At 65.6% G+C, this 24,993-nt stretch carries 20 protein-coding genes; 6 read left to right on the top strand and 14 right to left on the bottom strand.

Going from position 1 to position 24,993, the window contains the following annotated elements:
* Positions 1–30 precede the first annotated feature (30 nt).
* The 6 genes from FZ029_RS15890 to FZ029_RS15865 all read right to left on the bottom strand — a co-directional run bounded on the left by FZ029_RS15890 (position 31) and on the right by FZ029_RS15865 (position 6,586).
* Positions 31–399, bottom strand: coding sequence for a GcrA family cell cycle regulator (locus FZ029_RS15890; RefSeq protein WP_149197199.1), 369 nt, complete (start codon positions 397–399; stop codon positions 31–33).
* A 174-nt stretch (positions 400–573) separates the two neighbouring features.
* The gene (locus tag FZ029_RS15885) at positions 574–1,374 is read right to left on the bottom strand and encodes an anti-sigma factor (protein WP_149270056.1); all 801 of its coding nucleotides are present in this window, start codon (positions 1,372–1,374) and stop codon (positions 574–576) included.
* On the bottom strand, positions 1,374–1,925 hold the full coding sequence (locus FZ029_RS15880; protein WP_149270055.1) for an RNA polymerase sigma factor: 552 nt from the start codon (positions 1,923–1,925) through the stop codon (positions 1,374–1,376). Before FZ029_RS15880 ends, FZ029_RS15885 begins: the two co-directional genes overlap by 1 nt.
* Before the next feature lie 42 nt (positions 1,926–1,967).
* Complete coding sequence (locus FZ029_RS15875; protein ID WP_149197202.1) at positions 1,968–3,413, bottom strand: NADP-dependent isocitrate dehydrogenase; 1,446 nt, start codon at positions 3,411–3,413, stop codon at positions 1,968–1,970.
* 139 nt (positions 3,414–3,552) lie between these two features.
* Positions 3,553–5,664, bottom strand: a complete 2,112-nt coding sequence (locus FZ029_RS15870) for a multicopper oxidase family protein (RefSeq protein WP_149270054.1) — start codon at positions 5,662–5,664, stop codon at positions 3,553–3,555.
* 181 nt (positions 5,665–5,845) lie between these two features.
* Positions 5,846–6,586: a hypothetical protein gene (locus FZ029_RS15865; RefSeq protein ID WP_149270053.1), complete on the bottom strand. Its 741-nt coding sequence runs from the start codon at positions 6,584–6,586 to the stop codon at positions 5,846–5,848.
* Positions 6,587–6,801: 215 nt separating this feature from the next.
* On the opposite strand from FZ029_RS15865, the gene FZ029_RS15860 reads away from it, so the two are divergent.
* Complete coding sequence (locus tag FZ029_RS15860) at positions 6,802–7,026, top strand: hypothetical protein (protein WP_149270052.1); 225 nt, start codon at positions 6,802–6,804, stop codon at positions 7,024–7,026.
* Between the two features lie 141 nt (positions 7,027–7,167).
* Here the strand turns inward: FZ029_RS15860 and FZ029_RS15855 are convergent, their stop codons facing one another.
* The gene (locus FZ029_RS15855; protein WP_149270051.1) at positions 7,168–7,929 is read right to left on the bottom strand and encodes a hypothetical protein; all 762 of its coding nucleotides are present in this window, start codon (positions 7,927–7,929) and stop codon (positions 7,168–7,170) included.
* A gap of 211 nt (positions 7,930–8,140) precedes the next feature.
* Between FZ029_RS15855 and FZ029_RS15850 the strand changes: the two genes are divergently transcribed.
* Positions 8,141–9,154: a TauD/TfdA family dioxygenase gene (locus tag FZ029_RS15850; RefSeq protein ID WP_149270050.1), complete on the top strand. Its 1,014-nt coding sequence runs from the start codon at positions 8,141–8,143 to the stop codon at positions 9,152–9,154.
* A gap of 105 nt (positions 9,155–9,259) precedes the next feature.
* On the opposite strand, the gene FZ029_RS15845 is transcribed toward FZ029_RS15850, so the two are convergent.
* The gene (locus FZ029_RS15845) at positions 9,260–10,450 is read right to left on the bottom strand and encodes a VWA domain-containing protein (RefSeq protein WP_149270049.1); all 1,191 of its coding nucleotides are present in this window, start codon (positions 10,448–10,450) and stop codon (positions 9,260–9,262) included.
* Between the two features lie 85 nt (positions 10,451–10,535).
* On the opposite strand from FZ029_RS15845, the gene FZ029_RS15840 reads away from it, so the two are divergent.
* The gene (locus FZ029_RS15840; RefSeq protein WP_149270048.1) at positions 10,536–11,114 is read left to right on the top strand and encodes an HD domain-containing protein; all 579 of its coding nucleotides are present in this window, start codon (positions 10,536–10,538) and stop codon (positions 11,112–11,114) included.
* A 106-nt stretch (positions 11,115–11,220) separates the two neighbouring features.
* On the top strand, positions 11,221–12,738 hold the full coding sequence (gene ccoG / locus FZ029_RS15835) for a cytochrome c oxidase accessory protein CcoG (protein ID WP_149270047.1): 1,518 nt from the start codon (positions 11,221–11,223) through the stop codon (positions 12,736–12,738).
* A 172-nt stretch (positions 12,739–12,910) separates the two neighbouring features.
* Here ccoG and FZ029_RS15830 read toward each other — a convergent pair whose 3' ends face one another.
* Positions 12,911–15,748 (bottom strand): [protein-PII] uridylyltransferase, encoded by a 2,838-nt coding sequence (locus tag FZ029_RS15830; RefSeq protein WP_149197212.1) that lies wholly within the window; start codon positions 15,746–15,748, stop codon positions 12,911–12,913.
* Between the two features lie 216 nt (positions 15,749–15,964).
* Between FZ029_RS15830 and FZ029_RS15825 the strand changes: the two genes are divergently transcribed.
* Positions 15,965–16,315 (top strand): hypothetical protein, encoded by a 351-nt coding sequence (locus tag FZ029_RS15825; protein ID WP_149270046.1) that lies wholly within the window; start codon positions 15,965–15,967, stop codon positions 16,313–16,315.
* Positions 16,316–16,469: 154 nt separating this feature from the next.
* On the opposite strand, the gene FZ029_RS15820 is transcribed toward FZ029_RS15825, so the two are convergent.
* The gene (locus tag FZ029_RS15820) at positions 16,470–16,976 is read right to left on the bottom strand and encodes a hypothetical protein (protein WP_149270045.1); all 507 of its coding nucleotides are present in this window, start codon (positions 16,974–16,976) and stop codon (positions 16,470–16,472) included.
* A 249-nt stretch (positions 16,977–17,225) separates the two neighbouring features.
* On the opposite strand from FZ029_RS15820, the gene mutS reads away from it, so the two are divergent.
* Entirely contained in the window at positions 17,226–19,859 is a 2,634-nt protein-coding gene (gene mutS, locus FZ029_RS15815) for a DNA mismatch repair protein MutS (RefSeq protein WP_149270193.1), read from the top strand.
* A gap of 128 nt (positions 19,860–19,987) precedes the next feature.
* Here mutS and FZ029_RS15810 read toward each other — a convergent pair whose 3' ends face one another.
* The 4 genes from FZ029_RS15810 to radA all read right to left on the bottom strand — a co-directional run bounded on the left by FZ029_RS15810 (position 19,988) and on the right by radA (position 24,688).
* Positions 19,988–20,695 carry an SDR family NAD(P)-dependent oxidoreductase gene (locus FZ029_RS15810; protein ID WP_149270044.1) on the bottom strand — a complete coding sequence of 236 codons (708 nt, stop codon included), beginning with the start codon at positions 20,693–20,695 and terminating at the stop codon, positions 19,988–19,990.
* A 77-nt stretch (positions 20,696–20,772) separates the two neighbouring features.
* Positions 20,773–22,221 (bottom strand): amidophosphoribosyltransferase, encoded by a 1,449-nt coding sequence (purF, locus tag FZ029_RS15805; RefSeq protein WP_149197217.1) that lies wholly within the window; start codon positions 22,219–22,221, stop codon positions 20,773–20,775.
* A 105-nt stretch (positions 22,222–22,326) separates the two neighbouring features.
* Positions 22,327–23,016, bottom strand: coding sequence for a CvpA family protein (locus tag FZ029_RS15800; protein WP_149270043.1), 690 nt, complete (start codon positions 23,014–23,016; stop codon positions 22,327–22,329).
* A gap of 223 nt (positions 23,017–23,239) precedes the next feature.
* Entirely contained in the window at positions 23,240–24,688 is a 1,449-nt protein-coding gene (gene radA / locus FZ029_RS15790) for a DNA repair protein RadA (RefSeq protein ID WP_149270041.1), read from the bottom strand.
* Between the last annotated feature and the right edge of the window lie 305 nt (positions 24,689–24,993).

Genomic DNA, 24,993 nt, shown 5'->3' with positions numbered 1-24,993 from the left:
GCGGGCTTTTTTGAATGGCTTGTCGACCGGTCAGGCGGCGCCGACGTTGCGATCTTCCTCACGCTTCTTGCTGCCCGAGGCGGGCTGGTAGGCCAGCGCAGCGTGTTCCGCGCAATAGGGCATGCCGGGCAAGGCGTTCTTGCCGCAGAAATGGAAATCCTGGTGCTTGGGATCGCCGACCGGCCATTTGCACATCCGCTCCGTCAGGGCAAGGATGGTGGCGCCGCGCGTCGGCTTCTTCTTGATGGGCGACGGCCGGCCGGACAAGCCCAGGCGATGGGCCTTGCCGATGACCGCGTTGCGGGTGATGTCTCCCAGAATGTCGGCGATCTCGCTCGCGCTCAAACCCTGGGACCAGAGATCCTTGAGCTGTTGAATCCGCTCGTCCGTCCAACTCATCCCCGAGTACTCCCGATCCGGTGTCCGGTTATGCTGTGGCAAACAGGTCACGGTCTAGTGCCGTTTTCCATAAGCCGCAACATTTTGTGCCAGCCGGTGAAGAAGCTACCAGATGACGGCCGGAGACGATAGGGGGGCGCGGCAACATTCCTGTTGATAAGTCCGTGGGCAGACTCATGAATTCAGCGCGCCATAGACCTCTTCGGCGACGCCGGACAGGGTATCCCGATCGGCTTCTCCGGCGACGGCGAGCGCCAACCCATTGTCCTGCCAATACAAAGCGCGCACACCGCCATCCTGGGCGAAACGGAACGCTGAACCGGAGGTATTGGGAGAGGGGCGGATATACAACGTGATGCGACGCCCAGCCGCATCCTCGTACATGTACATTGCAACAGGTCCAGCGGAATCGGCCAAAAGCCGGCCGCCGATCAGTTGGTAGCCCCCTCTTGTGACTTTTGGGCAACGCATGTTCTTGCCCAGCCGCTTGGACAGCCAGTTCACCAGATGGGCCTCCTCATCGACACCGATCTCGACCGGATGGCGGACTTCGACGGAGAAGACGCGATGGGCGGCGACGGCATCGGCGATGAAAGCGGCGGTCAGCGGCTCGGCCCGCCAACCGACGCGGTCGCGCAACAGCCAGCCGCCGGCGCCGCCGGCGACGAACATCAGGAGGGAGGCGGCGATCGCCGTTCCCCACCATGCCCCCCTGCCCCGGCGTTGCGGGACCGGAGCGGCATGGTCGCGCGCGGTGAAGGGCGGGATCAGGCGGTCGGGCAGCGGCTGGTCGATCAGCGGGCCGAAGCTCTGGCCCAGCAGCGAGCGTTGGGCACGGTAGCGGTCGAAGCGCTGGGCGAGTTCGGGATTGTCGGCAAGGTGGCGCTCGACGTCGGCCAGCCGTTCCTCCGGCAACTCTCCGTCCAGCCAGGCATGCAGCTCGGCCTCGGTCACGGGATTGCGGGTGCCGCTCATCACTTGATCCTCCTGACGACCTGCTGGGTTCCACCGTCCAGCAGGACCCTCAATTTCTCGCGCGCCCGGGCCAGCCGCGACATCACCGTCCCGATCGGCAGTTCCAGAACCTCCGCCACCTCGCGGTAGGACAGCCCCTCCATCCCCGTCAGCAGCAGGATGGTGCGGTGTTCGTCGGTCAGCTGGGCGAAGGCGCGGACGAAGTCGCGCACCGCCCCGCGGTCGGCCGGCGGGGCGCTGAGCGCCAGATCGTCGGCCAGATCGTCCACCGGCACCTCCGCGCCGCGACGACGCCGGCCGCGTTGGCCGGAGATGTGCAGGTTGTGCAGGATCGTCATCAGCCAGCCGCCGAGCTTCGACGGGTCGCGCAAGGCATGGCGGTTGGCCAGCGCCTTCTCCACGCAGTCCTGCACGAGGTCGTCCGCGTCGGACCGGTTGCCCACCAGGGCGGTTGCATAGCGCCGGAGCCGCGGCACATGCGCGGCGATGGCGCGGTCGTCGATGTCTGGCGGGGTCATGTCGGGTCCGGGCAAGGCGTCGTCACCTGTCATGACGCCCTGCCCTGCCGCTTTATTCCCACCGCCGCCATGGGTTCACTGGCCCGGCGAGGAGAAGCCGGCCTTGCCGTCGAAATTGCAGAGGTTTTCGGTCTGGGTGAAGTCGATCCCGGCCGCCGCCAGCCGGCCAAGCAGATCGACGATGGCGCCATGCTGCACCGGGCCGTGCTGCGTCAGGAAGCGGCAGCGCCAATGGTCGGTGCAGAAGACGTCGGCGTTGCCGTCCGGCCAGACCCGCTGCGAGCGGTTGGAGATGCTGGTCAGCTTCAGCGCGTCGGTGGACAGCGGCAGCACCAGCTCCGCCAGATCGTCAGGCAGCCCGCCGGACCATTGCAGGAAGACGTCGACGCCGACCAGTTCCTTCAGCGCACGCACGCGCGGGGCCAGCCGGTTGATGCCGTCATAAGCCGGCCGCGCGGTCGAATAGCCCACCGGCGGCATGGTGACCGGGGTCTGGCCCAGCCGCTCCACCACCGCTTCGGCGAAGGCGGCGGTGCCGGCGCGCACGCGGCCCAGGCCGCGGGCATAGATGTCGGCGGTGTGGATGCCGTCCTCGATGGTCTTCAGCCACGCATTGTGGATGCGCGCGGCGATGTCGCCCTGGCCGATATGGACCAGCATCATCACCGCGGCCATCAGCAGGCCGGACGGGTTGGCGATGCCCTGACCGGCGATCATCGGGGCGGAGCCGTGGATCGCCTCGAACATGGCGCAGGTCTCGCCGATGTTGGCGGAACCGGCCAGCCCGACCGAGCCGGTCAGCTGGGCGGCGATGTCGGAAACGATGTCGCCATAGAGGTTCAGGGTGACGATGACGTCGAAGCGCTCCGGCTGGTCGGCCAGACGGGCGGCGCCGATGTCGACGATCATGTGATCGGCCTTGATCTCCGGATAGTCGGCCGCGATCTCGTAGAAGATTTTCAGGAACAGCCCGTCCGTCATCTTCATGACGTTGTCCTTGACGAAGGCCGTCACCTTTTGCCGGTGGTTGGAGCGGGCGAAGTCGAAGGCATAGCGGACGATTCGCTCCGACCCCGGCCGCGAGATCAGCTTGACCGACTGGATCACGTCGTCGGTCTGGCGATGCTCGATGCCGGCGTAGAGGTCTTCCTCGTTCTCGCGGATGATGACCACGTCCATGCGCGGGTGCCGGGTCCGCACATAGGGATGGTAGGACACGCAGGGACGGACATTGGCGAACAGGCCGAGCGTGGTGCGGGCGACCACGTTCAGCGACTTGTTGCCATATCCCTGGGGCATGGTGATCGGCCCCTTCAGGAAGACACGCGTGCGGCGGATCGACCCCCAGCCGGCGGCATCCAGCCCGCCGGGATGGCCCCGTTTGTAGACGGCCTCGCCGGCCGGAACCTCTTCCACCTTCAGCCGCGCGCCGGCCGCGTTCATCACATATAGCACCGCGTCCGTGATCTCTGGGCCGATGCCGTCGCCGCGTGCGACCGTGACGGGGGTGATATCGCGCATGCACTCACTCCAAGGGGACGCGCGACCGTAGACGCAAACAGGGGCCTTTTTCAATGGTTGGAGGCAGCGACGGATCGCAGCAACGGGCGGAGCGCACTCCCCGCCCCCCAGGTTCCGGGGGCAGGGAGTGCGCCACCGGTCAGTGGTGGGCCCCGGCGACGCCGCCTCGGCCGTCGGGCACGCCGATGCTGACATTCTGCATCATGCCCTGGTCCTCGTGGTCGAGGATGTGGCAGTGCAGCACATACTCGCCGATGAAACGCTCGTACCGGGTGCGGACGGTCACCTTATAGACGCCCTTCGGCGGCTGGGCGGTGGTGAGCGCGTTGGCGTTGTCGCTCTTCACCCAGATGGTGTCCTTCCACACGCCCTTCATGCCGGCATAGTCCGGATCGCCCGAGCCGGGCTCGCTGACGTCGCGGCCGTCGGGACCGATGATCGAGATGATCTCGAACGGGTTGACGTGGATGTGGAAAGGATGGCTGACGAAGTAGGATTCCAGTTCCCACTGCTGGGCGGTGCCCAGGATCACCGGCCGGTTGACCACGCTCGGCTGGTAGGCGGCGGCGCCCTTCGGACCATAGGTGCCGTCGGGATTCTCCACGACCTCGAAGCTGTTGGCCACCTGGAACAGCGGGTTGGTGCGCTTGCCCCCTTCCGGCGGCAGGTTGATGAAGAAGGTCAGTTCCTGCTTGGGCTGATGCATCACCTCATGCTCGGTGATCGGCCGGTGGGCGGTGAATTTGCTGAAGCGCGGGCAATAGGGGGTGTCGACCATGGTCTTACCGAAGCAACGCGCGGTCAGCCCGTCGATGACCTCCTTGGCGACCGACGGCGCGTATTTCGTCGCGTTGACCGTCAGCTGGCGGATGGTCTCCTTCACCGGGTCCTTGACCACCCGGTCGCCCTTCACGCGGACGAAGCCCAGCACGCCGGTGGCGGTGGCGGTCTGGTCCGGGCTGGCGTTGGCGGCCGCCGGCTTGTTGACGACGCAGTAGATGCCGGGTTCGGGGAAATTGACCAGCAGGTCGTCACGATAGCCCGGCTGCATCGGCACGCTGGTGCGCACCTGCCCTTCGTTCATGGTCAGGCCGTCGGAGGCCGCCAGGATGTAGGGCACCGGCTGCCCGGTGCAGCGTTCCTTGGCGAAGCGGTCCTGGTCGGCGGCCGACAGGGTCTTTTCGGCCTGGAAGAAGCCGGTGGGGTCCAGCTTGCGGAACTCCACCGTGATGGGGGAGCGGACGCCGCCATGGATCAGGCGCCAGCGTTCGGCCTGACCGGTCTTCGCATTGGCGAACATCGGGCGGACGCGGCCGTTGACGGTGGTGAAGCGCCCGGACTGCTCCCAGGTGCCCGGCCCGAACTGGTCGTAGGACACGACCTCGCCCACCTCGCCCGGCGCGCAGCTCCAGTCGATGGAGCCGTCGGACTTGGTCTTCAACTGGCCGTCCTTGGTGCAGGCGTAGGGGATCTGCTCGAACAGCAGGACCCGCTCGGTCATCGGCACGCCCTTGGGGCTCTTCAGCAGGGTGTCGAGGTCGCCGTTGGCGTCGGGGGTCGGCGGGCGGTCGCCGCGGATGATCAGCGCGCCGGCCATGCCGCTGCCGACCTGCAGAGCGGTCGAGCCGTGGCGGTGCGGGTGGTACCAGAAGGTGCCGGCCGGATGGTCGGCCGGGATGTTGTATTCATACTCGAAATCGACGCCGGGATTGATCGACACCAGGACGTTGTCGCTGTTTCCGGTCGGGCTGACCCAGACACCGTGGCTGTGCAGATTGGTGCCGTTGAAACAGTGCGGTTTGTTGATGTCCGCAGCCGCCTGATTGGCGCAGTTCGGATCGTCCGGCAACTGGTTGTGCAGCTTGATGCGGACGGTGTCGCCCGGCGTCGCTTCGATGGTCGGCGCGACATAGGGATGGGCGGGGTCGACATTGGTGCCGCGATAGCTGCGCAGCCGCACGGCGTCCGGACGGCCCTGGGACGGATTGCGGATGTAGCCGTCGGTGAAGGAGACGAACAGGTCGTAATTGCGCGACTGGCCGGCGTGCGGACGCGCGGTCGCCTGCGGCTGACGCATCAGCAGCGAGCCGACGCGCGGCGATTCGGAGTTGGTCAGGACCGGTGGATTGCCGAACGCCTCGCCGGCCGGTTCCGCAGCGTCCTTCGCCGCCGCCGCGGTTGCCGCCATGGCACCCGGCGCGCCGCCGAGCGCCAGGGGCAGCAGCAGGCCCAGCAAATATGTATGCCTCATGAATTACTCCCTATAAAAAGTCTTATGGGAGCCGATATGATTCCTGATAATTGATATTTTCAACTTTAATACACGTCATTCCATGTGGCCGGTCTGTCGGGGCGGGGGGTGGCGGGAGGACGATGGAACGTTTGAAACGCCGTGAACCGTTTTCCGGGCGGCGTTCCAACGTTGCATCCGCTTATCGGCGGCGGGTGAAGGCGCCCTGCCCGCCCTGCCGTTCCAGCGCCGAGCCGAGGTTGGGGTAGGGATCGTCGGGATTGTAGGTCCAGGGATAGACGCCCTTCGGCCCCTCGGATTCCGGCCGGGCGAGGATGGCGGCGACCGCCTTCGGGTCGGGCGGCGTGCGCTCGCGCAGCGCGCCGGGGACGGAGTCGTCGTCGAACGGCTCGGCCGCGTCGGCAAGGCCGGCCGAAGCAGCCAGGGGCGCCGGCTGCGGATCGGCGGGCGGGAGGTTCGGAGATTTGCCGGAGGGAGCGGCGGCGGGGGCGCTCTCCCTGCGCTCCATGCCCGGCTGGGAGTCGAAATCCTTGAACAGGCCGAGCCGCTCGGCCAGCCAGCGCACGGTGGAGGGATCGCCGGAGGAGACCAGCCGCTCGACCTGCTCCGTCACCAGGGCGCGCAGCGAGGCGAGCCGAAGGTCCGATTCGCGGTTCAGCGCCTGCCTCTCCCACCAGACGCGATGGCGGAAGGCCTGCGACCCGTAATAGGCCCGCCACAGCGTGGTGCGGCTGCACCCCATGGCACGGGCGACCTGCTGGAACGAGGCCCCGCGCGCCAGCATGCCGGCGGCCATGATCCACTGTTCCTCGTGGAAACGCGAACCGGGGACGAGCGAGCCCTCGGGCGGGACCGGCGGCTCCTCGGCCCAGAGCGGGAAACTGTCGTCGCGGCGGCTGGTGGGGGACAGGCAATCGGGCATGGGGCGTCTCCGGGATCGGGTGGGTGGACGCTCCTATTTCAGCGGGAAATTTGGCGGGCTGGTAGGATAATTTTCATATTTCGAAGTTCAGCAAACACGCTGGTGACGTCGATAGCGTTGCGATACCGGCGGGGCGCGGAAAGCGCGGACCCCTTGGCTTTTGACGATCGATGTGCTCATCTGTAGGATTAAGTGCAGTTCGTCGGAGATCGACCATGGGCAACCAACTTAGACCATTGGAGCATCGTAGCGAAAAGAGGGGAGGCACTGATCCCGCCAATCGCGACAACATTACAAGTCGTTTTGTGATGCCTGCACGCGCGGATGCCGAACCGTCCTGTAAAGCAGATACCATTGCGCGCGTAAAAGCGCTGTCAGAAGGTCCGGCTTCTGGTGAGGCGATGAGCAGCGAAGATTACCTCCGCTGGTTAAACGATTGACATCCTCATCGCGTAAACGGAAAGTTGAAGTGGAAAGAGAATTTTTGCCGTTTACCCGAGAATTAAATGCGTACAAATACGCTCACCGCCTTAGAGCTTGCATGTCGAGAGCGACAACGCGACTCAAACACCCTGAATTCTTCAAGGACAGAACGATCCTTTAGAGTGACTATCGAGTGCGCGCACCAAAACATATCTACACAAATCCACAACATCCACATCAACTTCATTCGCCGCAATTTTTAACCTTGTGTAGTCGTAGCATCTCATCTCAAACGAAGTGTTCACAAAACGCTCCTCACAATCACCCCATTCATTTCGCGGAAGGTGAGATTTGCTTCTTATCAGAACTTTCATTTGATTTTTGTTATGGCAGGGAATCTCTTCCTCAAGGATTGCAAGACCGGCCAAAAGCAGATAACGGACTGCCCCTTGAAAATCCTTTGTACTAGGAAGATTTTGAGCTACCTGCTCAACTCTATTGACTTGCTTACGACACAACGACAAATTATAATTTTCGATCTTATTCGCGTATTCTTTAGATAAAAATAGACGACGCTCTGGTTCTGCTATTTTTGAATTTAATCTTCCAAGCCAATTTTCAACCTCGTTCTTAGAGGCGGATTCGACAACATTATACAAAACTACGTAGAAATTTTTAAGCGCCTCGCCAGGAAAATCTCCGAATCCTTTTAAACCACGCCGACCAACACCCTGACAATAGACGATATGGGTGCGCGAATCTTTATGGAAGTCGTGTTTCATTTTCAATTTTACTAAATCGACTAACCTATCGACTAGCTCTTCATGTGCATTCTTCTGAGAATCATTATCCGAATACGAAGCCACATTTCTCAGCGGCTCGTATTCCATTGAAAAATAGCTCTTGCGCTCATCGACCATGGTTTGTTCCCTCAGGTCGCAAATCGGGACGAGTCCCATTTCCCCTCACATGCCCTTACAACGCTATCTTCAGCTCAAGGCTAGTCGATAAACGTTGGCTGAACAACCCGGGAATCGCTCTACGGTTCCAACTTGATATCAAGGCTTAAAAGCGAATATTCGTATACGAAATACCTGTGGACTATAAAATTCAGTTGCGCTGAGCGCCAATTTGTCTATTTTCTGGGTCATGCAGGATAAGATATTCGAAATATCTCGTTCGATCACTGAGGCATTGCTTCGTGCTATGCCTATTGCCGATCCGTGCCAAGATCCGAACGCATTTCGCAATGGTGTAAAAGCAACTTTAGAGTCCCACCTTCCTAGCGAAGCAGCCAATGCACTGAAAGATTTGAGCAGTGGCTTAGCACCCTATGTAGTGCTAAGAACTAGCGCTGACTTAAGCAATCTTCCGGAGACGCCGACTACGTTTGCGCCTCAACCAAATAGTTCTTGGTGGCCGATAGCATGGATGACAATTGGCGCGATGGCCATAGCTGACGCACGCCTAATTTCCTACCGCTGCGAAAATGACGGTGCGGCGTTCGTTAACCTCGTTTCGATGCCAGTGGGCGCCGAGTCGGTCAGACTATCCGAGAAATCGGGAAGCGCAATGCGTGGGCACACTGACGCAGTTTCCTTCCCATTTCCGAGCGAGTATTCAGAGGGAGATAATCAACACTCGCCCTCCCCTGACCTTTTGATACTTGTTTGCCTAAAAAATCCCGAAGGCGTTCCAACAAACATCGCCTTACTTGAGGAAATACTACAGGAATTGACTGACGATGAAGAAAACGCTCTCAAAGAACTTCATTACGGCGTAACATCTCAAAGAACATTTAAAACAGATTACAAGAGAATCCCGAGCGCTTTACTTAGCGATCGAGAAGATCAAGGGCTGTCGTTTCGATTCAGTCACAGCTCTGTTACAACTATCGATACTGCGCCAGAGGAGGCCATATCCGCGTTAAAGAAAATTCAGAGCACTCTCCCCAATATTTACATGCCTCTTCCACTACAACCCGGTGACATCTGTATACTTAACAATCGTACTGTTGTACATGGACGTGGCGCACCCGGTAACGCATTTGGCGGATCAACGCGATGGCTGCTAAGAACATACGGCTGGAGAGAAGGCACAATAGGAAATATTGAAAACACTGATATTGCGCACCTTCATACTTAAAAACAAGAAAACGATATTTAAATGAATTTATGACTACTTAAACCTTGCCCCATGAAGCAATTTATATTAAAAGAATTCTGATTTTTGCGCCCTCGGAGTGCGCCCTCACCTCCCCAACTCCCGCATAGCACCGTCCAGCCCCTCCAGCGTCAATGGGAACATACGGCCTCCCATCAGGCGCTGGAGCAGGCGGGTGCTTTCCGTGTAGTCCCAGTATTGCGGCGGGGTCGGGTTCAGCCACACCGCCTTGGCGTAGACCGACAGCAGGCGCTGCATCCACACCTGCCCGGCTTCCTCGTTCCAGTGCTCGACGCTGCCGCCGGGATAGACGATCTCGTAGGGGCTCATGGCGGCGTCGCCGACGAAGACCAGCTTGTAGTCGGCGGGATAGGTGTGCAGGACGTCCCAGGTGGACAGGCGCTCGGTGTGGCGGCGGGCGTTGTCGCGCCAGACGCCCTCGTAGACGCAGTTGTGGAAATAGAAGTGCTCCAGGTGCTTGAATTCGCTGCGCGCGGCGGAGAACAGCTCCTCCACCAGACGGATGTGGTCGTCCATCGAGCCGCCGATGTCGAGGAACAGCAGCACCTTGATCGTGTTGTGACGCTCCGGAACCATCTTCAGGTCGAGCCAGCCGGCGTTGTTGGCGGTGGCGCGGATGGTGCCGGGCAGGTCCAGTTCGCTGGCCGCCCCGCTGCGGGCGAATTTGCGCAGGCGGCGCAGGGCCACCTTGATGTTGCGGGTACCGATCTCCACCCGGTCGTCCAGGTTCTTGAACTCGCGGCGGTCCCACACCTTGACGGCGCGGCGGTGACGGCTCTCGTGCTGGCCGATGCGCACGCCCTCCGGGTTGTAGCCGTAGGCGCCGAAGGGCGAGGTGCCGGCGGTGCCGATCCATTTCGATCCGCCCTGGTGCCGGCCCTTCTGCTCGGCCAGACGCTGGGCCAGCGTCTCCATCAGCTTGTCCCATCCGCCGAGCGCCTGGACCTGCGCCTTCTCCTCGTCGGTCAGGAAGCGTTCGGCCAGCTTGCGCAGCCATTCCTCCGGCAGGTCGGTGACGGCGACCTCCTCGCCGGCGGGCACGTCGTCGGTCAGGCCCTTGAAGGTGGCGCCGAAGACGCGGTCGAAACGGTCGAGGTTGCGTTCGTCCTTAACCAAGCATGCACGACTGAGATAATAGAAGTCCTCGACGCGGAAGGACGCGGTGCCCTGCTTCATGGCCTCCATGAGCGTCAGGTACTCCGTCAGCGAGACGGGGACGCCGGCCTTGCGCAGATCGAAGAAGAATGACGTGAACATGGGCGCGGTCCTTCGCATCGGGGTTCCCCAAGGGCGGGGTTCCCCAGGGCGGAGAATAATGCAATGCCCCAGCCGAGAGAACAGCATGAGCCTACCTAACGCTCCCCTGCCCAACGCTCCCCTCCTGGATTTCGCGCGGGCGCTGGATTTCGCCGCGCACAAGCACATCGACCAGCGCCGCAAGGGCGTGCGGGCCGAACCCTACGTCAACCACCTGTCGGAAGTTGCCCTGCTGGTGGCGCAGGCGACGGAGGGCAAGGACCCGGTCGTGGTGATCGCCGCCCTGCTGCACGACACGCTGGAGGACACCGACGCCAGCTATGAGGAGATCGAGGAGCTGTTCGGCACCGAGGTGGTGCAGGTCGTCGCCGAGACCACCGACGACAAGCGCATGTCGAAGGCCGAGCGCAAGCAGCACCAGATCGACGCCGCGCCCCATGCCTCGCGGCGGGCGAAGCTGGTGAAGCTGGCCGACAAGGTGTCGAACCTGCGCTCCATGGCGCACAGCCCGCCCGCCGACTGGCCGCTGTCGCGCAAGGTCGAGTATTTCGAATGGGCCTATGCGGTGGTCGCGGGGCTGCGCGGCGTCGATGCCCGGCTGGAGGCTCTGTTCGACCGCGCCTATCACGACGGGCTGGCGGAACTGCGCGGGCAGACGGTGTAATCCTCCGCGGATTGATTTCGCGCAATGCGGCTTCATCACGGAAGTCTTATGGAGAAGGGACGACACGAGACGCCACCCGCGCCGCTGACGGCCGAGGAAAGATGCCATGTCCCTTCCGCAAGAAGACACCACCCTCACCCGCCGCCCCGCTCAAGCGGCCAAGGCGACCGCCCCTTCCCACGCAGAGCCGCATGAAGAGCCGGGACGCCACTGGTTCGTCAACCGGCCCAAGGTCTATGCCGCCGACGTGAAGGGCCGGTTCCGGCAGATCAAATGGGCGGCACTGATCGTCCTGCTGGCGATCTACTACATCACGCCGTGGATCCGCTGGGAACGCGGGCCGGGGATTCCGGACCAGGCGGTGCTGATCGACATGGTCGGGCGCCGGGCCTACTTCCTGTGGATCGAGATCTGGCCGCAGGAGGTCTATTACCTGACCGGCCTGCTGATCCTGGGCGCCTTCGGCATCTTCTTCGCCACCACGCTGGCCGGGCGCATCTGGTGCGGCTATGCCTGCCCGCAGACGGTGTGGACCGACCTGTTCATGTGGGTGGAGCGCAAGATCGAAGGGCCGCGCACCGCCCGCATCCGCCTGGACAAGGCGCCGATGACCGGTGCGAAGCTGGCGCGCAAGGGGGCCAAGCATGCGGCGTGGGTCGGCATCTCGCTGCTGACCGGCGGGGCGTGGGTGTTCTATTTCAACGACGCGCCGACGCTGATGAACGAACTGCTGCACGGGGAGATCACCAGCGGCGTCGCCACCTTCATCGCGCTGTTCACCTTCACGACCTATTTCTTCGCCGGCTGGGCGCGCGAGCAGATCTGCATCTATGTCTGCCCGTGGCGCAGCTTCCAGTCGGCGATGGTCGACGAGGACACCTTCCTGGTCACCTATGAGGACTGGCGCGGCGAAGGCCGCGGGCCGATGCGCAAGTCGCAGAGCTGGGAGGAACGGCAGGCTGCGGGCCTTGGCGACTGCATCGACTGCAAGCAGTGCGTCCATGTCTGCCCGACCGGCACCGACATCCGCGAGGGTCAGCAGATCTCCTGCATCGGCTGCGGCCTGTGCGTCGATGCCTGCAACGACGTGATGCGGCAGATCGGCCGGCCGATCGACCTCGTGCGCTTCGACACCCAATCGAACCAGATCGCCAAGATCGACGGCAAGCCGGAGCGGGTGAAGCTGGTCCGGCCGCGCACGGTGATCTACTCGCTGATCATGCTGGTGGTGCTGTGTGCCATGGGCATCGCGCTGATGCTGCGGCCGACGCTGGACGTCAGCGTGCTGCGCGACCGGGCGCCGCTGTTCGTGACGCTGTCCGACGGGTCGGTGCAGAACGCCTACACCATCAAGGTGCTGAACAAGACGCACGTCGCCCGCAGCTATCTCGTGACGTTCGACGGCCTGCGCGACGCGCATCTGTCGGTGGCGGGCGATGAAGCCGCCGGCAGCGGCGGCAGCCTGACGCTGAAGGCCGATGCCGACACGGTGGCGACCTACCGGGTGTTCGTGAAGGTGCCGGCGGCCTCGGTGAAGCCGGGCTCGACCGACGTGTCGGTGATCGCCAAGGACCAGACCAGCGGCGAAGTCGGCAAGCACGCCAGCGTGTTCATGGCGCCTTGAGGGGTGGGGGGTAGCAAGCATATCCCTCTCCCGCCCCGGGAGAGGGAGGGACCCAAGCGAAGCTTGGGAGGGTGAGGGGTGTGGCGAGGATCGGAAATCCATGTCCACATTGCCCCTCACCCTCCCCGCCTTCGGCGGGTCCCCTCCCTCTCCCGGGGCGGGAGAGGGGCTTTTAGGTTACCTTCGTCCGCGTCCGCTTCACCGTCGTCGGCGGGGGGGCGTCGCCGGTGGGGTCGTCGAGCGCGCTCAGCAGGCGTTCCTTGATCTTCGCCAGCTTGCCTTCATGCGTCACCTTCAGGCCGAAGACGTCCTTCACATAGAAGACGTCGATGGCCTTCTCGCCGAAGGTGGAGACCTTGGCCGAACTGATCTGCAGGGTCAGGTTCGACAACGCGCGGGTCAGGTCGTAGAGCAGGCCGGGACGGTCGCGGCCGTTGACCTCGATCACCGTGTGGGTGGTGGAGGCGTTGTTGTCGATCAGCACGCGCGGCGGCACATGGAAGACGCGGGTGCGGCTGGCCTGGGTGGTGCGGCGGGTGGACAGGTCGTTCAGCGGCTTCAGCTGGCCCGACAGTACCTTCTCGATCATCACCGACAGCCGGGCGAGCTTGTCGCCGCTCTCGAACGCACCGCCGGCGGCGGCGTCCTGGACCGAGAAGACGTCGAGCGCCATGCCGTTGGTCATGGTGAAGATGCGGGCATCGACGATGTCGGCGCCGCAGGCGGCCAGCGCCCCGGCAAGGCGGGAGAACAGGCCGCTGTGGTCGGTGGCGTAGATCGTCACCTCCGTCACCGCCCGGCCGCGGTCGACGCGGGTCTCCACCGTCAGCGGGCGCTGTTCCCGCTCCGCCTCGCGGACGAGGCGGGCCTGATGGGCCAGGGTATCGGTGTCGAAGGCCAGCCAGTAACCGGGATAGCCGAGGCTCTTGTGACGCTCGAACGCCTCCTCGTCGAAGTCGGTCAGTTCGGCGCGCAAGGCGGCCTGTGCCGACTGGATGCGCCGGCCGCGCCCCTCCACCGTCATGCCGCCGGACATCAGCTCTTCCGAGCGGTTGTAGAGTTCGCGGAGAAGCGTGGCCTTCCAGTTGTTCCAGCGCTGCGGGCCGACGGCGCGGATGTCGGCGACCGTCAGCACCAGCAGCAGGCGCAGACGTTCCGGCGACTGGACCAGGGCCACGAAGTCGCGGACGGTCTTGTCGTCCTCCAGATCGCGCTTGAAGGCGGTGTGCGACATGGCGAGGTGCCAGCGCACCAGCCACGCCACCGTCTCCGTCTCCTCCGCCGTCAGGCCCAGACGCGGGCAGAGCTTTTCGGCGACGCGGGCGCCCAGCACGGAATGGTCGCCGCCGCGGCCCTTGGCGATGTCGTGCAGAAGGACGGCGACATAGAGCGCGCGCTTCGAGACGACCTTGTGGATCACCTCGGTGGACAGCGGCAACTCGTCGACATGCTCGCGCGACGCGATCTTGTGCAGGATGCCGAGAGCGAACAGCGTGTGCTCGTCCACCGTGTAGACATGGTACATGTCATACTGCATCTGCGCGACGACCCGGCCGAAGTCGGGGATGAAGCGGGCCATCACCCCGGCCTCGTTCATGCGGCGAAGCGTGATCTCCGGATCCTTGGGGCCGGTCAGGATGTCGAGGAAGAGGCGGTTGGCCTCCGGATCGTTGCGCAGCTTCGGGCCGATGGCGGTCAGCGAGCGGGTGATGGAGCGCAGCGCCGCCGGGTGGATGTCGATGTCGTTCATCTGCGCGGTGTGGAACAGGCGGATCATGTCGATCGGCTGTTCCTTGAACTGCTTGTCGCTGCGGGCGTTCAGCCGTTCGCCGTCGACGATGAAGCCGTCCACGTCCTTGCGCCGGGCGACCGACGCCAGACGCAGCAGGTTGAACTTGGGCGGGCGCTTCGACTCGGCCTCCAGCGCGGCGCAGAAGATGCGCGTCAGGTCGCCGACATCCTTGGCGACCAGGAAGTAGTGCTTCATGAAGCGCTCGACGCCCTTGGTGCCGGCATGGTCGGTGTAGCCCATGGCGGCACCGATGCTGGTCTGGACGTCGAAGGTCAGGCGGTCTTCCAGACGGCCGGTCAGGTAATGCAGGTGGCAGCGCGCGGTCCACAGGAAGTTCTGCGCCTTGGCGAAGCGCTGCGCCTCCTCCGGCGTCAACACCTTCTTGCCGACCAGCTCGTCGACGCCCTCCACCCGGTAGAGGTACTTGGCGATCCAGAACAGGGTCTGCAGGTCGCGCAAGCCGCCCTTGCCGTCCTTCAGGTTGGGTTCCAGCACATAGCGGCTGTCGCCCATCTTCAGATGGCGGTTGTCGCGCTCCGCCAGCTTGGCCTCGACGAATTCGGGGCCGGTTCCTGCGACGACCTCCTTGTCGTAGCGCTTGCGCAGCTCGGCGAACAGCTTGCCCGGCCCCCAGAGATAGCGGGATTCCAGAATGGCGGTGCGGATGGTGACGTCGGCCTTGGACTGGCGGATGCACTCGTCCACGCTGCGCACGGCATGGCCGACCTTCAGCCCCAGATCCCACAGGATGTAGAGCATGTATTCGACCACCTGCTCCACCCGCGGCGTGCGCTTGTAGGGCAGCAGGAACAGGAGGTCGATGTCCGAGAAGGGCGCCAGCTCGCCACGGCCATAGCCGCCGGTGGCCGCCACGTCGAACACCTCGCCGGAGGTCGGGTTGGCGGTGGGGAAGATGAAGCGGACGGTGAAGTCGGCCAGCGTGCCGACCAGCCGGTCGGCGAGATAGCAGTTCTCCCGCACGCACTGCTCGCCCGATCCGCCGGCGTCGAAGCGTTGCCGGACCTCGGCCCTGCCCTCGGCCAGCGCCTTGCGCAGGCAGGCGATCAGCGCCGGGCGCAGCTTGTCGCCGGTGCCGTGTTCGGCGACCAGATCCTCAAGCTCCCCCGCCAGCTTGCGGCGGGAGATGATGGCGCGCTTGTTCGGGATGGCGGGCGCGGGCGACTCGGGCGGGGGCGGCGCCTTGGAGCGGGACAGCATCGGTCGGGGAAAACCTCGGCTTCTAAAGCGGCGTGCAGGCGATCCGGAATGGCCGCAACGGCCGCACTATAGCGGTAAAGCCTTCAGGTAGCACGCCCGCACTGGAAAACCAGTGCGCCCCGCCTGCTTGTGCCTGTGGTTGTGACGGCCGTCACAGCGGTTCCCGTGTTGCGGGGCCAGACTGCTGCCTGTGAACGGTTTTGCGGGAGATGGGCCATGACCGGCCGGACGATCACGGGACGCGCGGCGGGTGAAGCTTCGGTGAAGGGGCGGCGGGAACTGGCGGCGCTGAACGACGCGCTGACGCTGGCCGAACGCGGGCTGGGGCGGCAGACCACGGCGGCGCTGATGGCGCGGCTGCTGCGGGTCGCCGCGATGTTCCCGCGGTCGGTGGACGACACGCTGATGTGGCAGGTGACCGACCTCGTCACCGGCGACGACGTTTCGGACGGCGTGAAGCTGACGCTGATCCGCATGGGTTGGGCGTCCATCGTCCAGGCGCAGTACCGGGCGCATGGGCTGCGGATGGTGGAGCGGCAGCGGGTGGAGCGGGCGCGGGCGGCTTGAAGAAGTCGTTGCGACGGATGCCCCCTCCCCATCCCTCCCCCGCTTCGCGGGAGAGGGGGTAGAACGCCTGCAGAGGTTCTACAACGGAGTAGCGGCAGTCCCCTCTCCCGCAAAGCGGGGGAGGGTTAGGGAGGGGGCAAACAGTTCCCCATCCTCACCCCTCCCGCACGCTCACATGCACGTTCGCCCCGCCCTCGCGCTCCAGCAGCGCGGCGGCCTGGGCTTCCCGATCCGGCGATTCGACGCGCACCCACAGGATGACGCCGCCGGCTTCCAGCGCGCGGGTGAACTCGTCGGGCTTGGGGTGGCTGGTCAACTCGTCCAGATAGTCCTTGATGGCGGCACCGCCGACGCCCGCCGCGACCAACGCCGCCAGCGCGGCCTCGATGGGACCGCCGACGATGGCGATCAGGCCGGCGGTGGTCAGGGGGAAGGCGTATTTCAGTTCGCCCACCAGACCGGTCAGCGCCTCGTCCCGCGGCTTGCCCTTCGGATCCGCGACATCCAGCGAGGCGTGGCTGGCGAGGACCGACAGGTCGGCACGGTCGAAGCCGGCCGCCAGCAGCGCCTCCACCGCACGGTCGAAACCGGCGCGGGTGGAGAAGAGGGCAACGACCTCCCGCACCTCGGCGGGTACGGTTTCCTCGGTCATTTGCGTCATGATAGCCGTCTCCCTATTATTTTTCAGCTTGCCCTATTGTAGCGACCGGCGGCGCGCGCCCGTCAACCGCAACAGGGACGCATGCGGAGTCGTTCGTGCGCGTCCTGTTGTCCCATGCTCCGCCATCCCGCCTATCCCGCGGCTGCATATCCCGTGATAGGGTGCGCGCCTGACAAAACACCCACCCAAGGCCCCGTGGTTCCCGTGTCCGATACCGCAGAAATCGTCATCCCGCCCGACGCCACGCCGATGATGGCGCAGTATCTGGAGATCAAGCAGGCGCATCCCGACTGCCTGCTGTTCTACCGGATGGGCGACTTCTACGAGATGTTCTTTCAGGATGCGGTGAACGCCGCCGCGGCGCTGGACATCGCGCTGACCAAGCGCGGCCAGCATCTGGGCGAAGACATCCCGATGTGCGGCGTGCCGGTGCACAGCCACGAGAATTACCTGCAGCGCCTGATCCGCCAGGGCTTCCGCGTCGCCATCTGCGAGCAGATGGAAGACCCGGCGGAGGCGAAGAAGCGCGGGGCGAAATCGGTGGTGAAGCGCGGCGTCATCCGCATCGTCACCCCCGGCACCCTGACCGAGGACAGCCTGCTCGACGCCCGCTCCTCCAACTGGCTGGCGGCGGTGGCGGAGACGGCGGGCGGGCTGGGGCTGGCCTGGCTGGAGATGTCCACCGGCGAGCTGGTGGTGCAGCCGGTGGAGCGCACCGGACTGGGGGCGGCGCTGGGGCGGCTTGATCCGCAGGAAGTGCTGATCTCCGAAAAGTTGAGCCAGACGCCGGAACTGTTCGAGCTGTGGGGCGAATGGAAGTCGCGGCTGACCGTGCAGCCCAACCCGCGATTCGACAGCGAGAACGGCAAGCAGCGCCTGCTGAGCCAATATGGCGTCGGCACGCTGGACGCCTTCGGCAATTTCAGCCGGGCGGAAGTCGCGGCGGCCGGCGCGCTGGTGGGGTATGTCGAGCTGACGCAGAAGGGGCGCGTGCCCCGGCTGTCGCCGCCGCGCCGGCTGGGGCCGGGGGCGGTGATGGAGATCGACGCCTCCACCGCGCGCAACCTGGAACTGACGCGGACGCTGAGCGGGGAGCGGCGCGGCAGCCTGCTCGCCACCATCGACCGCACGGTGACGGGGGCGGGAGCGCGGCTGCTCTGCGCCCATCTGGCGGCGCCGCTGACCGATCCGGCCGCCATCGGCCGCCGGCTGGACATGGTGGAGTTCGCGCTGGCCGAGGAGCGGTTGCGCGGCGAGCTGCGGCAGGCTTTGCGGAGCTGCCCCGATCTGGAACGGGCGCTGTCGCGGCTGACGCTGGGGCGTGGGGGACCGCGCGATCTCGCGGCGATCCGCGACGGGCTGCGGCAGGCGGGTCTGATCCGCGAACTGCTGGCAGGATCCATGCCGCTGCCGGACGGGCTGGCGGCGCTCGACAAGCGGCTGGGCGCGCATTCGGAACTGGTCGACCAGCTGACCCAGGCGCTTGCGCCGGAGCTGCCGCTGCTGGCGCGCGACGGCGGCTTCATCGCGCGCGACTACAGCTATGCGCTGGACGAGCTGGTGACGCTGCGCGACGAGAGCCGGCGGCTGATCGCCGGGTTGCAGACGAAATATGCCGAGATCGCCGGGGTGCCGTCGCTGAAGGTCAAGCACAACAATGTGCTGGGCTATCACATCGAGGTCACCGCCGCCCATGCCGACAAGCTGATGTCGGACCGGGCCCGCGAGGTCTTCATGCACCGGCAGACCATGGCGAACGCCGTGCGTTTCGGCACGGTGGAGCTGTCGGACCTGGAGCGGCGGATTTCGGAGGCCGCCGACCGGGCGCTGGCGGTGGAGCTGGAGCTGTTCGGCGGGCTGGTCGAGGCGGTGGCGGCGAAGGCCGACGCCATCGCCCAGGCGGCGCACGCGCTGGCGGCGCTGGACGTTGCCACCTCGCTGGCCGAACTGGCGGAGGAACGGCGCTACAGCCGGCCGCTAGTGGATGACAGCCTCGCCTTCTCGATCAAGGGCGGGCGGCATCCGGTGGTGGAGGCGGTGCTGGACGCCGGCCATGCCGGGCCGTTCGTGGCCAACGACTGCGATCTGGCGCCGGACAACCGGCTGTGGCTGCTGACCGGCCCGAACATGGCCGGTAAATCGACCTTCCTGCGACAGAATGCGCTGATCGCGGTGCTGGCGCAGATGGGCGGCTTCGTGCCGGCGGAACACGCGCATATCGGGGTGGTGGACCGGCTGTACAGCCGCGTCGGCGCCGCCGACGATCTGGCGCGCGGGCGCTCCACCTTCATGGTCGAGATGGTGGAGACGGCGGCGATCCTGAACCAGTCCGGTGCGCGGGCGCTGGTGATCCTGGACGAGATCGGGCGCGGGACGGCGACCTTCGACGGGCTGTCGATCGCCTGGGCCTGCGTCGAGCATCTGCACGATGTGAACCGCTGCCGGGCGCTGTTCGCCACGCACTATCACGAGTTGACGATGCTGGCGTCGAAGCTGCCGGCGCTGTCCTGCCACACCATGCGGATCAAGGAGTGGCAGGGCGACGTGGTGTTCCTGCACGAGGTGACCGCGGGGGCGGCGGATCGCAGCTACGGCATCCACGTCGCCAAGCTGGCCGGCCTGCCGCCGGCGGTGGTCGGGCGGGCGGACGAGGTGCTGAAGCTGCTGGAATCGGGCGACCAGAACGCGACGATCCACCGACTGGCCGAGGATCTGCCGCTGTTCAGCGCGGCGCTGAAGCGGCCGGCGCCCAAGGTGGAGGCGGAGGTCGCGCCTGCGGGGCCGTCGGCGGTGGAGGAGGCGCTGTCGGGGATCGACCCGGACAGTCTGACGCCCCGGCAGGCGTTGGAGGAGCTGTATCGGCTAAGGGGGATGCTGCGCTGATTCCTCGTAGGATCCCTTCTCCCCCCTGGGGAGAAGGTTAGGATGAGGGGGTTCGGCGTAGCCGAAGACGTTCGGCAAATGCATCCCCCTCACCCCGACCCTCTCCCCGGGGGGAGAGGGAGATTTCCTCACTGCGCCTGCACCAGCTCGCCATGCCGCTCGCAGGCGGCTTCGGCCAGTTCCACGAACGGCTCGGTCACGTCGGCGGGCTGGGCGACCTTCGTCGGGTCCTCGCCCGGAAATGCCTGGGTGCGCAGCTTGCTCGCCACCACGCCGGGGTCGATCAGGTTGACGCGCAGGGTCGAACCGGTGACCTCCATCGCGTAGGTCTTCACGATCATCTCCAACGCCGCCTTGCTGGCGCCGTAGGGCATCCAGTAATGATGCGGCGCCTTGGCGGCGGCCGAGGTGACGAAGATGGCGCGGCCGGTGCCCGATGCGCGCAGCAGCGGGTCCATCGAACGGATCAGGCGATAGTTGGCCGTCACGTTCAGGTCCATCACCCGCGACCACAGCTTCGGATCGTACTGGGCGACCGGGCCGAGCGCCTCCAGAGCGCCGGCATTGCCGACGACGACGTCCAGCTTGCCGAAACGCTGGTAGAGCGCGTGGCCGAGCTGGTCGATCTTGTCGTAGTCGCGCATGTCCATCGGCACCAGGGTCGCCGACTGGCCGGAGATCTTCTGGATGGCGTCGTCGGTCTCCTCCAGCCCGCCGACGGTGCGGGCGACCAGGACCAGATGGGCGCCTTCGGCGGCGAAGCGCTTGGCGACGGCGGCGCCGATGCCGCGCGATGCACCGGTGACGAGGGCGATGCGGCCGGAGAGACGGGACATGGTGACGACTCGTTTCCTGGGATTATTATTCGTTCACATACGAAAAACCCTCTCCCGGGGCGGGAGAGGGTGTTAACTCAGGCGCGGACGGCGACGTTCGCCTCGACCGGCGGATTTTCCAGCGCGTCGGTCAGCGGGATCGGGTAGTCGCCGGTGAAGCAGGCGTCGCAATAGCCGAGATTGGCCGGGTCGCGCTTTTCCTCGCCCATCGCCCGGTACAGGCCGTCGAGCGAGATGAAGGCGAGGCTGTCGGCCTGGATGAACTCGCGCATCTGCTCCACCGTCATGCGGTGGGCCAGCAGCTTTCCCTGCTCCGGCGTGTCGATGCCGTAGAAGCAGGGGTGCGAGGTCGGCGGGCTGGAGATGCGCATGTGCACTTCGGCGGCGCCGGCGGCGCGGACCATCTCGACGATCTTCTTCGAGGTGGTGCCGCGGACGATGCTGTCGTCGACCAGCACGACGCGCTTGCCCTCGATCATCGCGCGGTTGGCGTTGTGCTTCAGCTTGACGCCGAGGTGGCGGATCTGGTCGGTCGGCTCGATGAAGGTGCGGCCGACATAGTGGTTGCGGATGATGCCGAGGTCGAAGGGCACGCCGGCTTCCTGGGCATAGCCCAGCGCCGCGGGCACGCCGCTGTCGGGCACCGGCACGATCACGTCGGCGGGCACGCCGGCCTCGCGGGCCAGCTCACGGCCGATGCGCTGGCGTGCCTGATAGACGGAGGTGCCCTCCATCACGCTGTCGGGACGGGCGAAGTAGATGTATTCGAAGATGCACAGGCGGCGCTGCTGCGGCTGGAACGGGCGCAGGCTGTGAAGGCCGCTGCCGTCGATGACGATCATCTCGCCCGGTTCGACGTCGCGGACATAGTCGGCGCCGACGATGTCGAAGGCGCAGGTCTCGCTGGCCAGGATATAGGTGTCGCCCAGCTTGCCCAGCACCAGCGGACGGACGCCGAGAGCGTCACGCACGCCGATCACTTCCTTGGAGGTCAGCGCCACCAGCGAGAAGGCGCCCTCGACCTGCCGCACCGCCTCGATCAGGCGGTCGACCGGCGAGCCGCCGCGGGCGGTCGCCATCAGGTGGACGATCACCTCGGTGTCGGTGGAGGACTGGAACAGGCAGCCGCGGCGGACCAGCTGGCGGCGCAGCACCTGGGCGTTGGTCAGGTTGCCGTTGTGCGCCAGCGCGAAGCCGCCGAACTCGAAATCGGCGTAGAGCGGCTGGACGTTGCGGATCGAGGTGTCGCCGGTGGTGGCGTAGCGCACATGGCCGATGGCGCTGCCGCCCTTCAGCTTGGCGATGATCGCCTCGGAGCTGAAATGGTCGCCGACCAGGCCCAGCGTGTGCTGGAGATGGAAGCGCCCACCGTCGAAGCTGACGATGCCCGCCGCCTCCTGCCCGCGGTGCTGCAGGGCGTGCAGGCCCAGCGCCGTGATGGCGCCCGCCTGCGGGTTGCCGTAGATGCCGAACACGCCGCACTCTTCGCGCAGCTTGTCGTCGTCGAACGGATGCGTCGTCAGCATCACCAGAAGTCCTTCGTCCAAGAGGCGCCGGAGGCGCGCGTCAGCACATGCAACGGAAAGAAACGGTCCACAAACGTCGATAGCGCCGAAACCGAGCGGTCAAGCTCAGCGGGCGTTGTTCTGCATCAGCCTTTCAAGGTCGGCGCGGTCGCGGTCCTTATAACCGGTATCGGGCGCCTGCGCACCCCCGGTCTTCGCGGGGCTGGGCACCGGTGTCGACAGGCGGTCGAGCGCCTGCTTGGCTTCCATCGCCTGACGCGCACGATCGCGCGCCATGTCCATCTGGCCGAGCCCTTCCCGGCGCAGGGTCTCCGGCACGAAGGCATAGAGGGTCTCGGCGCCGGCGGCCAGTAGCGGACGGGTCTTCGCCTGCTGCAGCCACACCGGCTGTTCGGCCGGGTTGGGCACCAGCCACAGGAAGAACAGGTAGGCGATGGACACCAGCACCCCACCCTTCACCAGCCCGAAGGCGAAGCCCAGCGTGCGGTCCAGCGCCGACAGCGCCGAGGCCTGCACCCCGCGCGACAGGCTGCGGCCCAGCAGCGACAGCACGATCAGCGCGACGATGAACACCGCCACCGCCGAGGCGGCGTAGGCCAGCATCTCGAACCGGATATAGATCTGCGCGTAGGGAAGGACATGGGGCAGCGCGTAGAGCGTGACGATCGCGGCGCCGGCCCAGGCGGCGACCGACACCACCTCGGCCACCAGACCCCGGCTGAAGGCCAGTAGTGCAGCCAGAAGCACGACGGCGATGACGACGATGTCCACCGGATTGACGGGAAGGTTATCCATTGCCCTTAGCCGATTATTGGAATGCCGAATGAAAGAGGCGCCTGCAGCTTACGACCGTTGCATTCGGAAACCTCGGCCTTTCCGAACAAACCACGTCATTCCCGCGAAGGCGGGAATCCAGCCGCTCCGGCGCATTCGCCGTTGGGTTTCCTGGATCCCCGCCTTCGCGGGGATGACGGCCGTTCTTTGCAAAGACCATGGTTCAGACCGCAAATCCCGTGGTTCAGATGTATTCGTCATCGCGCCAGCGGCGCGTGTCGTTGTCGTCGTGAGGGCGCCGCGAGGGCGGCCGGCCGGAGGAGCCCTGCGGCTGGAACAGCGGCATCAGCTCGCCCAACTGCTGGAGTTCGATCGTCTTCAGGCCGTTGTCGCCGCGGCTGCCCTTCTTGCCGGTGCGCCGCGCCGGGAAGATGGCGGAGGAGAAGCCGAGCTTCGCCGCCTCCTTCAGGCGCGTGTCGCTCTGGCCGACGGCGCGGACCTCGCCCGACAGGCCGATCTCGCCGAACACCACCGCATCGGCCGGCACCGGCTCCCCGGTCAGGGAGGAGACCAGGGCGGCGGCGACGGCGAGGTCGGCGGCGGGTTCGGTGATGCGCAGGCCGCCGGCAACGTTCAGATAGACGTCGTTGGCGCCGATCTGCACGCCGCAGCGCGCCTCCAGCACCGCCAGCACCATGGCGAGGCGGGCCTGGTCCCAGCCGACCACCGCGCGGCGCGGCGTGCCCAGCGGCGACGGGGCAACCAGCGCCTGCACCTCCACCAGGACTGGGCGGGTGCCCTCCATCCCGGCGAAGACGGCGGCGCCGGACACGTCACCGCGCCGTTCGGCCAGGAACAGGGCGGACGGGTTGGCGACCTCGCCGAGGCCGGCGTCGCCCATCTCGAACACGCCGATCTCGTCGGTCGGGCCGAAGCGGTTCTTCACCGCGCGCAGGATGCGGAACTGGTGGCCGCGCTCGCCTTCGAAATAGAGGACGGTGTCCACCATGTGCTCCAGCACGCGGGGACCTGCGATCATGCCTTCCTTGGTCACGTGGCCGACCAGCAGCAGGACGACTCCGCGCCGCTTGGCGATGCGGATCAGTTCCTGCGCGCTGGCGCGGACCTGGGCGACGGTGCCGGGGGCGCTGTCCAGATTGTCCATGTACATGGTCTGGATCGAGTCGATGACGATAACCTCCGGCCCCTTGGCGTCGTCCAGCGAGGCGACGATGTCGCGCACGCTGGTGGCCGAGGCCAGATCGACGGGGGCGGTGGCGCAGCCCAGGCGTTGGGCGCGCAGCCGGACCTGATCGACCGCCTCCTCGCCCGAGACATAGGCGCAGCGGTGGTCCTGCGACAGCCGGGCCATCGCCTGGAGCAGAAGGGTCGACTTGCCGATGCCGGGATCGCCGCCGATCAGGATGGCCGAGCCGGGAACCAGACCGCCGCCGCAGACGCGGTCGAACTCGGCGATGCCGGTCATGCGCCGGGGCGGCGCCTCGCTGGAGCCGTGCAGCCCGACGAAGTCGATGCGGCGGCCGCGCGCGCTGCCCAGTCCCTTGGGCGCGCTGTCGGGCGCCGCCTCCTCGACGAGGCTGTTCCATTCGCCGCAGGCGTCGCACTTGCCTGCCCATTTCGGGAAGGAGGCGCCGCAGGCCTGACAGACATATCGGGTGGTGGGCTTCGCCAAAGGTCTGGTAGTCCGATGGGGATAGGGCCCGCCACATATAGCAAGCCGTTCCGCCGAATCCTACGTTTGCAGGGGTGGAATGCAGGAGCTTTTTTCAGACCGGTGCCGTGATAGGGTGCTGGACGGTTTGCAGATCGATGAGACGATCTGAGGATGGAGTCCCCTCTCCCCCCCCGGGAGAGGGGTAGGGGGGGGGGGGCGCGCGGCGGCCCTTTACCGAGAATCCACGCAATGCATCCCCCTCCCCCCCCCCCCCTCCCCCCGGGGGGGGGGGGGGGTCTCGTGCTTTCTCAGCCCACCCCCAC

This window comes from Azospirillum sp. Sh1, from assembly GCF_008365135.1.
Classification (GTDB): Bacteria; Pseudomonadota; Alphaproteobacteria; order Azospirillales; family Azospirillaceae; genus Azospirillum; species Azospirillum oryzae.
This window is presented reverse-complemented; position numbering and strand designations above follow the sequence as displayed.